Source organism: Dickeya sp. ws52 (assembly GCF_007210685.1).
Lineage (GTDB): Bacteria > Pseudomonadota > Gammaproteobacteria > Enterobacterales > Enterobacteriaceae > Dickeya > Dickeya chrysanthemi.
Genome location: NZ_SZVX01000004.1, coordinates 161,747 through 173,651, shown reverse-complemented (window position 1 = coordinate 173,651; position 11,905 = coordinate 161,747). Strand labels below are relative to the sequence as shown.

At 53.4% G+C, this 11,905-nt stretch carries 9 protein-coding genes; 6 read left to right on the top strand and 3 right to left on the bottom strand.

Features of this window, described 5'->3' with window-relative positions:
- Positions 1 to 3 precede the first annotated feature (3 nt).
- Positions 4 to 993: an N-acetyltransferase DgcN gene (gene dgcN / locus FDP13_RS05485; protein WP_143838953.1), complete on the bottom strand. Its 990-nt coding sequence runs from the start codon at positions 991 to 993 to the stop codon at positions 4 to 6.
- Between the two features lie 962 nt (positions 994 to 1,955).
- On the opposite strand from dgcN, the gene FDP13_RS05480 reads away from it, so the two are divergent.
- The 5 genes from FDP13_RS05480 to FDP13_RS05460 all read left to right on the top strand — a co-directional run bounded on the left by FDP13_RS05480 (position 1,956) and on the right by FDP13_RS05460 (position 7,323).
- Positions 1,956 to 3,434, top strand: a complete 1,479-nt coding sequence (locus FDP13_RS05480; protein WP_234424382.1) for a sensor domain-containing diguanylate cyclase — start codon at positions 1,956 to 1,958, stop codon at positions 3,432 to 3,434.
- A 300-nt stretch (positions 3,435 to 3,734) separates the two neighbouring features.
- Complete coding sequence (gene efeU / locus FDP13_RS05475) at positions 3,735 to 4,580, top strand: iron uptake transporter permease EfeU (protein WP_143838951.1); 846 nt, start codon at positions 3,735 to 3,737, stop codon at positions 4,578 to 4,580.
- Positions 4,581 to 4,606: 26 nt separating this feature from the next.
- On the top strand, positions 4,607 to 5,728 hold the full coding sequence (efeO, locus tag FDP13_RS05470) for an iron uptake system protein EfeO (RefSeq protein ID WP_143838950.1): 1,122 nt from the start codon (positions 4,607 to 4,609) through the stop codon (positions 5,726 to 5,728).
- A gap of 11 nt (positions 5,729 to 5,739) precedes the next feature.
- The gene (efeB, locus tag FDP13_RS05465) at positions 5,740 to 7,053 is read left to right on the top strand and encodes an iron uptake transporter deferrochelatase/peroxidase subunit (RefSeq protein WP_143838949.1); all 1,314 of its coding nucleotides are present in this window, start codon (positions 5,740 to 5,742) and stop codon (positions 7,051 to 7,053) included.
- Positions 7,054 to 7,095: 42 nt separating this feature from the next.
- Positions 7,096 to 7,323 carry a DUF1272 domain-containing protein gene (locus FDP13_RS05460; protein WP_012770460.1) on the top strand — a complete coding sequence of 76 codons (228 nt, stop codon included), beginning with the start codon at positions 7,096 to 7,098 and terminating at the stop codon, positions 7,321 to 7,323.
- A 79-nt stretch (positions 7,324 to 7,402) separates the two neighbouring features.
- On the opposite strand, the gene proP is transcribed toward FDP13_RS05460, so the two are convergent.
- Positions 7,403 to 8,908, bottom strand: a complete 1,506-nt coding sequence (proP, locus tag FDP13_RS05455; protein ID WP_033575879.1) for a glycine betaine/L-proline transporter ProP — start codon at positions 8,906 to 8,908, stop codon at positions 7,403 to 7,405.
- 610 nt (positions 8,909 to 9,518) lie between these two features.
- Entirely contained in the window at positions 9,519 to 10,433 is a 915-nt protein-coding gene (locus FDP13_RS05450; protein WP_033575878.1) for a LysR family transcriptional regulator, read from the bottom strand.
- A 401-nt stretch (positions 10,434 to 10,834) separates the two neighbouring features.
- Here FDP13_RS05450 and FDP13_RS05445 point away from each other — a divergent pair, with 401 nt between their 5' ends.
- The gene (locus tag FDP13_RS05445) at positions 10,835 to 11,701 is read left to right on the top strand and encodes an arylamine N-acetyltransferase (protein ID WP_143838947.1); all 867 of its coding nucleotides are present in this window, start codon (positions 10,835 to 10,837) and stop codon (positions 11,699 to 11,701) included.
- The last annotated feature ends 204 nt before the right edge of the window (positions 11,702 to 11,905 follow it).

Below are 11,905 nucleotides of genomic sequence, written 5' to 3'. Positions count from 1 at the left end.
CCCTTACAGTTGGTCGACGATGCGGCCCACGCCCTGGCGGAACGGGTCAACCACCGGCAGCTTCAGGCGTTGTTCCAGCGTCGCCATATAGGCCAATGCATCCGCTTCGCTTAACGACGCGCTGTTGATGGAGACACCGACGAAACGGGCGGCGGGGTTGGTCAGCCGCGCCATCGCCAGATTGAGGTCGATACAGGCTTGCAAATCCGGCAGCGGGTAGTCCACGCCGCGCATGTGGGTGCGGGTGGGCTCGTGACACAGTACCAGCGCGTCCGGCTGGGCGCCGTGGATGATGCCGGTGGTGACCCCGGCGAAAGAAGGGTGGAACAGCGACCCCTGACCTTCGATCACGTCCCAGTGGTCGGCGGCGTTGTCGGGGGCGAGGGTTTCCACCGCCCCGGCGATAAAGTCAGACACCACGGCGTCAATGCTGACGCCCGCGCCGGAAATCAGGATGCCGGTCTGGCCGGTGGCGCGAAAGGTGGCGTTAGCGCCGCGCGCCAGCAGCGCTTTTTCAATCGCCAGCGCGGTGTACATTTTGCCGCAGGAACAGTCAGTGCCGACCGGCAACAGCCGTTTGCCGCTGCGTTTGCGGCCGCTGGCGACCGGGAAACTCTGCGTCGGGTGACGCACGTCGAACAGCGAGCGCCCTAGCCGGGCGGCCAGTTCGTTGATTTCCCCCACATCCGCCAATTTATTGTGCAGGCCGGCGGCCAGATCCATGCCGCATTCCAGCGCCTGACGCAGTACCGTTATCCAGGCATCGGAAATAATGCCGCCGCGATTGGCGACGCCGATCACCAGCGTGCGTGCTCCCGCGGCCCATGCGCCGGGGATGTCCATATCCGGCAGGCCGCAATCCGCCTGGCACCCCGTCATACGATACTGGCCGACGCAATATTCCGGATGCCATTGTTTAATGCCGATCGCCACTTTGGCGGCTAACTGGTCGTGGGCATCGCCCAGAAACAATAAATACGGTTTTTTAATCATCGTAACCCACTCCATTGTTGAAATAAGAAACGCGGAACAACAGGGCGTCATCTCACCGGTTGGTAAAAGCAATAAATAATTAAAATCAGCAAAATAATAATTTTTCAGGATTTTTTCTGAAAAAATGCGGCATTGGGTAATCGGGCTGCTGATGTGCTGTTTTGATACTATCAATCAGTTTTATGTTGTCAATATCATCAACAAATAAGGATTATATCCTGCTATTTGTGTTCATTGTTGCTCTATGTGTGTGCTTTTTATTTTATTTTTAATACAAAAAACTTTTGTTTTTGAAAAATAAAATAGCCGGCAGTTTTTTATAAAAATGAGCGAAATAAAAATCTCATTTGATTATTTCAGTGCGCTGTTTGCATTATTTTTGTGCTGTTGCACATTATTGGGGAGATATTTTTTATTTTTTTGGAAATGTTAAATCAATCTAAAAAAACATTTATTTTTACGTAAATAAAAGGCACGAATAACGTGCGGACGCGATAGGCGACTTGACGTCGGGATAAATACAGCGCACCGAAATGGTTCAGAAAATGAATCGGGATCAGAGAATCTCCCCTAAATAATTCGAGTTGCAGGGCAACGCTCGTTAAGGGCCTTGCCACGCGGCAATAGAGAGCCCGGCGAGCTGACTCAGGTCAATGATTCGGGTGAACGACAGCTCAACCGGGAGCCGAGTTGAACGCAGCCAACACGCCTGCAACCTGAAGTATGATGAGAAGGGTGCCATGCCTGGATGCCCATTCTACCGTTTTGATAAAAGTGGTGGTGTGTGCGATGGTATGGTGTGTACGATGGCAATAGCAGGACACAGTCTGAAATATCGGGTAGCATGATTCGATAAGGTTGTTGCCTCACCGAGAACGCATATGTCAAATAATAATAATTCTCATCTCAGTGCCCTGCGTTTCCTTCGCGCTTTACTTTTTCATGCTTCTCCCGGTATTACCATGATGGTTTTTCTGGCGGCTTGCAGTCTGATTTTCGTTTCCGCCAGTATCTGGAGTTTCTGGGATTCTTATCAGCGTCTGTTAGTGGATGCAGAAAAAAACGTCGTCAACCTCTCGGTGGCGATGTCACGCCAGGCGCAGGATACCTTTGTGCCGATTGAGGTCGCGATGGATGACATGCTGCGGGAATTGTTGCAAACCGGCATGTTGGATTCCCGGCGAGTGAAAAGCGTTCTTGATACCCATCGTGCCGTATTGCCGCAACTGGTCGGGTTTTATCTGTTTGATCAAAACGGCAATCTGATCTCTTCTACTGGAAAAGGGCCGCTGTATATTTATAATTCCAGCCGACGGGAATATTTTTCCTGGCTCAAAGAGAATAATACAGCCTCGTTGTATATCGGTAAGGTTTCCGTCAGTACGCTGACCCGTAGACGTATTATTCCGGTGGCGAAACGAATCAATGGGCCGGATGGCGAATTCAAAGGCGTTTTTCTTGCCTCTATCGATCACAATTATTTCGGCAATTTCTACAGTTATTTCAGCCTGGATTATAACGGTGTGCTGTCATTAATGAATGCCGATGGTCACGCAATTTATCTTTATCCCAACCGTGAACAATATATTAACAGTAATTTTTCTGACGGCGGCTTGTTTGAACAATCCCGGCTGGAACAAGGCAGCGGTAGCGGCACCTGGCGCACCACGTTGGATAATAAGGTGCGTATTGTCGGTTATGTGAGACTGAATCGTTATCCGTTGGTGGTGGCGGCAAGTCTGGACAAAGACGCATTACAGGCACGCTGGCTGACGGAAAATATGCCGGCCATGGTGATTAATATCATGGTGCTGTTAGCCATGTTTTTCTCTGGTGGTTTCGTTCTGAAGCAGGTCCGGCTGACGGTGCGCAACAAAGAGGCGATCAGCCGTCTGCATCAGGAGGAAAGCAACAAAAATAAGGTGTTGCAAAAACTGGCGTTGATCGACCCGCTCACCAAACTGGCCAACCGCCGGCGATTTGATCTCTATCTGGAACAGTCGCTGGCTCGGGTCCGTGAAGAGGGCAGCCCGTTATCGCTGATTATGCTGGATGTGGATTTTTTCAAACGGTACAACGATACCTACGGCCATGTGCTGGGCGACCGCTGCCTGACACAGCTTGGTAGTGTGTTGAGCGCAGTGTCCTTGCCTGACGGCGCCTTGACCGCTCGCTATGGCGGTGAAGAGTTCGCGATTATTTTGCCGGGAATGAACGGCGAGCAAGCGGCGATATATGGCGAACGGGTGGTGAGCGATGTTCGCCGTTGCGCGCTGCCGCATGAAGCATCACTGCTGCCTGAACAGGTGGTGACGGTGAGTGTGGGCGTGTATTCGCACTCCAGCGATAACCCTTGCGATATTCAGCGGCTGAAAGAGGGGGCCGATCAGGCGTTGTATCTGGCGAAGAAAAAAGGCCGTGACCGCTGCGTGCGGTTATAGGTACGGCTGACGATGCATCTGGCGATTGCCCGGCCGTGTCATTACCCAACTGTTTAATTGCCCCGCCACGGATGTGCGGCGCCGTCGGTTTTTCCTGCCATAGCCCACCCCGGGCCAGACGACAGCGCTGAAATATTTGATTAGAAAAAATTGCTTTACCCTAGCTTACATTTCTTTATTAATAAGAACTATTATCATTATTTGTCCGATTTGTATCCCGGTGTCGGTGTGCATCGTCGGGTCGGCGTACGTCGTCGGTGTGTGCGCTGTCCATGTTGTCTGTTTGAGGAGTCTCCATCCATGTTTGTGCCGTTGCTCATCATGTTCCGTGAAGGTCTGGAAGCGGCGCTGATCGTCAGCCTGATTGCCAGCTACCTGAAGCGTACCCAACGCGAGCAGTGGTTGGGTGCCGTGTGGGCCGGGGTGGTGCTGGCGCTGGTGCTATGTCTGGCGCTCGGGGTGTTCATCAACGCCACCACCGGCGAGTTTCCGCAAAAACAGCAGGAACTGTTTGAAGGGGTCGTCGCGGTGATCGCGGTGGTCATTCTGACTTACATGGTGTTCTGGATGCGCAAGGTATCGCGCTCGGTACGGGTGCATCTGGAGGGGGCTATCGACCAGGCGCTCAGCGCCGGCTCGCGTCAGGGATGGGCGCTGGTGGCGATGGTGTTCTTTGCCGTGGCGCGGGAAGGGCTGGAGTCGGTGTTCTTTCTGCTGGCCGCCTTCCAGCAGGATGTCGGCATTTATGCACCGATCGGCGCTGTATTGGGGCTATTGTGCGCCGTTGTGGTCGGAATGATGATCTACTGGGGCGGGGTGAAACTGCATCTGGCCCGCTTCTTCAAATGGAGCAGCCTGTTCATCCTGTTCGTTGCCGCCGGTCTGGCCGCCGGCGCTATCCGCGCGTTTCATGAAGCGGGACTGTGGAATCAATTTCAGCACATCGCGTTTGATTTCAGCGCCACGCTGTCGACCCACACGCTGTTCGGCACCTTGCTGGAAGGGATGTTCGGTTATCAGGAAACCCCGACGGTCAGCGAAGTGGCGGTCTATTTTCTGTATCTGATCCCGGCGCTGGTGTTCTTTTTCCTGCCGCAACGCATGGAGCCGACCACGGCTTCGGCGGTGCGTAAGCATCACCATTAACAATTAATGTAAAAAGGGATAAGTCTATGTCTACACCATTCTTCCGCCGTACGGCGCTGTGCGCCGCTCTGCTGGCTGTACCGGCGTTCAGCGCGCTGGCTGCGGATGTTCCGCAGGTTAAAATCACCGTGAATGACAAACAGTGCGAGCCGATGCAAGTCACGGTCGCGGCAGGCAAAACGCAGTTTGTGGTCACCAACGCCAGCCAGAAAAACCTGGAATGGGAAATCCTCAAAGGGGTGATGGTGGTGGAAGAGCGCGAGAATATCGCGCCGGGCTTTACCCAGAAAATGACCGCCAATCTGGAACCGGGCGAATACGACATGACCTGTGGGCTGCTCAGCAACCCGAAAGGTAAACTGGTGGTGACCGCCGGCGGTGATGACGCCGTCGCAAAAACCAACGTGTTGGATCTGGTGGGGCCGATCGCGGAATACAAGGTTTACGTCACCAAAGAAGTGGAAGGACTGGTACAGCAGACCAAACTGTTCACTGCCGCCATCAAAGCCGGCAAGCTGGATGACGCGCGTAAACTCTATGCGCCGACCCGTCAGCACTACGAGCGTATTGAGCCGATCGCCGAGTTGTTCTCCGATCTGGACGGCAGCATCGATGCCCGCGAAGATGACTACGAGAAGAAAGCCGACGACCCGAAATTCACCGGTTTCCACCGGCTGGAAAAAGCGCTGTTTGCCGACCGTTCCACCAAAGGGATGGCGCAGTACGCGGATCAGCTGTACGCCGATACGCAGGAACTGCAAAAACGTATCGCCAGCCTGACCTTCCCGCCGAATAAAGTGGTAGGCGGCGCGGCCGGGTTGATTGAAGAAGTGGCGGCGACCAAAATCAGCGGCGAGGAAGATCGCTACAGCCGTACCGACCTGTGGGATTTTCAGGCCAACGTTGACGGCGCGCAGAAGATAGTCAACCTGTTGCGCCCATTGTTGGAGAAAGCCGATAAGCCGCTGCTGAACAAGGTCGACGCCAACTTCAAAACGGTCGATGGCGTGCTGGCGAAGTACAAAACCAAAGACGGGTTTGCATCTTACGAGAAGCTGAGCGACGCCGATCGCACCGCGCTGAAGGGGCCGATCACCACCCTGGCGGAAGATCTGGCGCAATTGCGCGGCGTGCTTGGGCTGGATTGAGGCAAGCGACCATGAGTCACACCACGGGCCCGCAGGACGGGCCGCAATCTTCCCCCTCTTCTGCTTGTCCGGTGCAGCCGGACATTGCGTCGCCGTCACGCCGTCGCCTGTTGCAGGGGCTGGGCATGATGGGCGGTGCGCTGGCGCTCGGCGCAGACCGGCTGGCGCAGGCGCAAGACAAGCCACAGACGCCGCAGGATGAGCGCTGGGAAAAGCAGCCGTTTCTCGGTGAGCATCAGGCGGGCATCGTCACGCCGCAACAAGCGGCGATGATGCTGGTGGCGTTTGATGTGTTGGCGACCAATAAAGCCGAACTGACCCGGTTGTTCCAGTTGCTGACCCGGCGTATTGCGTTCCTGACGCAGGGCGGCAAGGTGCCGGACGTGGACCCGCGCCTGCCGCCGCTGGATTCCGGCATCATGGGGCCGGAGATCTACCCGGATAATCTCACCATCACCGTGTCGGTCGGCGCATCGCTGTTTGATGAACGGTTTGGTTTGCAGGCGCTCAAACCGCTGAAGCTGCAACGTATGAGCCGTTTTCCCAACGACTCGCTGGATGCCAGCCTGTGTCATGGCGACCTGTTGTTGCAGATCTGCGCTAATACCAACGAAACGGTGCTGCATACGCTGCGCGACATCATCAAACAGGCACCGGACTTGCTCAGCGTGCGCTGGAAGCGGGAAGGGTTCATCTCCGCGCACGCGGCGCGCAGCAAAGGTAAAGAAACGCCGGTTAATCTACTGGGCTTCAAAGACGGCACCGCCAACCCCAACACCGGCGATGGCGCGCTGATGGACCAGATTCTGTGGGTCGGTGCGGCGTCCGGCGAACCGGCATGGGCGGTGGGCGGCAGCTATCAGGCGGCGCGGATCATCCGTTTCCATGTCGAATTCTGGGACCGTACGCCGCTTAAGGAACAGCAAACCATTTTCGGCCGGGAAAAACACAGCGGCGCGCCGCTGGGCATGGCTCATGAGCATGACGAACCGGACTACAGTCAGGACCCGGAAGGCAAGGTGATTCCGCTGGATGCGCATATTCGTCTGGCTAACCCGCGTACGCCGGAAACCCGAGCCAACCTGATGCTGCGCCGCGGCTACAGCTACTCGCTGGGGGTATCCAATGCCGGGCAACTGGATATGGGGTTGCTATTCGTCTGCTATCAGGCCGATCTGGAAAAAGGTTTTCTGACGGTGCAGAAACGGCTTAATGGCGAGCCGCTGGAGGAGTACATCAAACCGATCGGCGGCGGTTATTTCTTCGTGCTGCCGGGGATAACAAGCGCGGATGACTGGCTGGCGAGTGGGTTGCTGACCGCGTAAAGTCAGGCACGGGATTCTCTCTTTCAAACAGGAGCGTGCATCATGCTGGAATTACGGCCTAACTGCGAATGTTGCGATGTCGATCTGCCGCCGGATTCATTACTGGCGCGGATTTGTTCGTTTGAGTGCACCTTCTGCGCCGATTGCGCAGAGGGGAAACTGAACGGCCGTTGCCCCAACTGTGGCGGCGAACTGGTCCGTCGGCCGATGAGACCGGCGGAGAAACTGGTGAATAACCCGGCGTCGACCCGGCGGGTGCTGGCTCGCTAGCTGTACTTTCCGAGCCGGTCTGGTTGATTGGCTTATCTTAACGCGCCCGTCGGACGAAATGGCCGACGGGCGGATTCCACTAGCCGGTAATACGCGGGTGCTGAGCGATCAGCAGCTTGCGTTTCTCTTCCAGCTCGGCGATTTGCCGGGTGATTTCGTCAATTTTCTGTTCAATGCCGTCGTGATGCTCTCGCAAAATCGCTTTGGCTTCCGACAGGTCGGAGGCCGCCGGGGTGGCACCTTTCAGCGGTTTGTTGGCCGTTTCTTTCATAAACAGGCCGGTCAACAGGCCGATGATGGCGATCACCATCAGATAGTAAGCGGGCATATACAGGTTACGGCTGCTTTCCACCAGCCAGGCGGCGACGGTTGGCGTCAGGCCTGCGATCAACACCGAGATGTTAAACGCGCTGGCCAGCGCACTGTAACGGATGGGGGTTGGAAACAGGGCGGGCAACGTTGACGCCATCACGCCGGTAAAGGCATTCAGGATGACCGCCAGCAACAGCAATCCGGCGAAGATCAAGCCGATAATATGGCTGTTGATTAGCATGAAGCTCGGTACCGCCAACACAAACAGAGCAATACTGCCAATGATGACGAACGGTTTGCGGCCGAAGCGATCACTCTGCAGCCCTATCATCGGCTGCACAAACAGCATACCGATCATGATGGCGATGATGATCAGTACGCCGTGGTTCTCTGAATAATGCAGGTTGTGCGACAGATAACTTGGCATGTAGGTCAGCAGCATGTAATAGGTCACGTTAGTGGCGATGACCAGGCCGGTGCACACCAGCAGGCTTTTCCAGTGATGGGTGGCGATGTGCCGAAAAGAGACGCCCGGCCCGGTTTTCAGCCCGTCACGCGCATCCTGCTCCCGCTTATTCACATGCTGCTGAAAAGCCGGTGTTTCTTCCAGTGCATGACGCAGATACAGGCCGATGATGCCGAGCGGCAACGCCAGAAAGAACGGCAACCGCCAGCCCCATTCCAGAAACGCCTGTTCGCCGACGAGGGTGGAAATCAGCACCACCATGCCGGCACCCAGCACGAAACCGGCGATAGAGCCGAAATCCAGCCAGCTGCCCATAAAGCCGCGCTTACGGTCAGGCGAATACTCCGCCACGAAAATCGACGCGCCGGTGTACTCACCGCCGACGGAGAAGCCCTGCGCCATTTTTGCCAGCAACAGTAGGATCGGCGCCCAAATGCCGATGCGTTCGTACGAGGGAATCAGCCCGATGCAAAAGGTGCTGATCGACATGATGATAATGGTGACGGCGAGGATTTTCTGACGGCCGTACTTATCCCCCAGCGCACCGAAAAACACACCGCCCAGCGGACGGATCAGAAACGGCACCGAGAAGGTCGCCAGTGCGGCGATCATCTGTACGCCGGGGTCGGCGCCGGGGAAAAACACCTGGCCCAGCGCATAGGCAACGAAGCCGTAGACGCCGAAATCGAACCACTCCATCGCATTGCCAAGCGCGGCGGCGGTGATGGCTTTACGCAGACGGCTGTCATCAATGATGGTGACATCGTCCAGTGCGATGGGTTTTACACGTTTTCTCTTCAATTTCATAAAGTAACTAACCTTTTTATTATCGTTGCATGAAACGGGAGGTGAAGCGTGGGGAAAACACCGTCTGGCCGGTATGACGTCGGGTGCTATCGGGTAGTGTGGTGAGGGTGTCGCGGACCTCTGCCGGTGGAACAGGTATTCACGTCGGCGATGGCGGCGCGCTACCGTCTCATTCTCCCCCTTGGGCATCCGCCGGGCCGGGGCATCAAAATGATGCAGGCTCGGCGTGATCGCGTACTACGGCCTGTTGCGATGCTGAACGAGCAGGCGTTGTCAATACGCATTGTTGTTAATAATATCACAATTTTTTAATTTATAAAAACAATGGCGATTTTTTGTCATTTTATGTGGATTTAAATATCGATAATTTGGCTTTTTACTGGTGTTTTATGCTGGTGTTGAGTGGCTTTTTCTGGTGGCTGAAATGGGGGGATAACCACGAACTTAACTGGAAAAGCAAAGGTGAGCCGTTGTGTTTGATATCAATAAAGTGGGCGAAACGTTACGCAGACGTTGTAAACGATGGATGTCCGCTATGGGCGTGAAGCGGACGTTGCCCTACCTGGATTAAAAATATCTACGCCATGGTTTGATTGACTGATAATACAGGCTAAGGATGCACATTTTCATCATCTGAGGGGACGCGGCTTTTTTCCCTTAGTACATGCACATTATCCTTACAGAATTCTATGTATGCTCTTGCGGCTGCGGAAACATGTCTGTGTTTTTTATGAACCAGATGCAATGATGAAAAGGGCAAGCGTGTCTGAGGTAAAACTTCAATCAGTTTTCCACTATAAATGTACTCAGCAGCAAAAAATGCAGGTAACTCGGTAATGTAATCACCAGCAAGGGCTCCCGAGCGCAGATGAAGATAATCATTCACTATGAAGGTAGCTGGAACATCGTAGGTATGTTCACCGAGCGTCCATACCGGACGCGCACCTATCACTGAACCCCAGGCGGCGCAGGGATAATTCATGAGATCTAACGGCTCTTTGGGATGTTCACTGCCCTGAAAAAGTTCCGGGCTGGCGACCAGAATATGCCTGAAGTCCATAAGATGGCTTGCAACGACATCATCATCAGAGATGCTCCCAACCCTTAGCGCAACATCAATACCCTCAGAGACCAAATCTACTCGACGCTCAGTCGTGTAAATGTTAATGGCAATACCCGGATATGTAAGCTGGAACTGCCTTATGATCTCCCACCACGGTTCAAGTGATTGAGGCATAGTCAGGCGCAAACGACCAGTAACATGAGAATCGGCTGTTGTGAGAAACTGTTCTACATCATTAAGCATATCGATGGCCAAACTGGCCTGATTCAACAATCTTTCCCCAGCCTCTGTTGCTCTGCAACCTTTTACCGTTCGTTCGAGCAGGACAACATCCAGTTCATGCTCAAGTTCAGCAATTCTGCGGCTTAGCGTCGGAAGCGGTATGTTGTTCTGCCGCGCAGCAGCAGAAAGACTGCCGTTGCGGGCTGTCAGAACAAACATTTTTAACGCATTGAGATCCATCGAATCCTCTCAAATATGAAAATATCATTCTCAATTCAGACTCTACACAGTACTGAATGTGAATATTAAAATACAGTCACTTTCAGTTGGTAACGCCAGTAATCATGGATGAAATGCCTTATCAGGATAGGGCTTAGAATATTTCTGATGCTATCACGTCTTTTAGCACTCCATACCCAATAGCAAAGTGGCTCTCAAAAATGATAAGGCAAAATGCACAGACTGATAACCTGACGATGATATAGCTGAGCCTGACGGCAAACCACACCCGTAGTGCCTGCCGTAAGTCATAGGGAAGCATAACGTAAGCCCTCTCAACGCTGTGATGGCGCTTATACAAGGTCACGCCTTAAGCCAAATATCTGAGCAATATTTCAAATACTTAGGAATATGACAGTAGCATGAACGATTTAGTAAAAGCCTATCTAACCCGTCTTGGCCTTGATGCAGAAAAACCCTCCATCGAGGCACTCACCCGCTTACATCAAGCTCATGTCGAGCTGATTCCTTACGAAACATTTTGGATCCACCTTGGGCAGGATTGGGGAATTAACGCCATGGAAAGCTTCAGAAGAGCGGCGACAACCCGACGAGGTGGCTATTGTTTCCAGCTTAATGGCGGCTTACATACACTGCTCACCCAACTTGGTTATCGTGTGAGTATAAACCCAGCAAACGTCCACGGAGTTGAAGGCCCTGAGCATATAAAACTGGAAAACCATGCAGCAATCATCGCTGAGGGGTTGCCGAGTGAAAATAATCCCAACGGGAGATGGTGGGTGGATGTCGGCCTTGGCGATGCACTCCATGAACAAATGCCTCTTATGAATACTACCGTTAACCAAAACTCGATGCAGTTTGGCATGGAAGCTGTGGGCAAGAACGGTGTTGGTGATTGGCATCTCATTGCCGATCCATCGTGCTGGATCGCAGGTGTGAATATGGCCGAGCAATCCGCTTCTATGAGTGATTTCGTAGATCGGCATCACTTTAATATGCATTCTCCAGAATCCGGATATGCAAAAGTTGTTACTGCACAACTTCGAAAGCCACACGGTAAAACGATTATGCGAGGTTGTGTTCTGACAAAAACCGATGGTGAAGTCGTAACGACTCACACCTCAACGTCTTTATCAGAGTGGCTGGAAGTGCTTGGAAATGAATTCGGTCTGACTTTCGAAAACGTTCCTGATACATCACTTAAAAAACTGTGGATTAAAGTACAGAAGATCCATGAAGAATGGCTACTGACTCGTGAAAGTGCCTAAAGCAGCATGTTATATTTATGATTTACCGTAAATTTAAGCAGTTGGATTAGCGTTTACCCAGTCGAGCGCTGACGATTAAGTACCGGTCAGCAAGTTATTGACGCCCGGCCCGATACATACGTTGATGTTATCGGCCGGAGCGGTATAGATACGCGTAACGCCAAAAATCGGGTAGTGAACCTGCTCATTGTTCGCCAGTGAGCC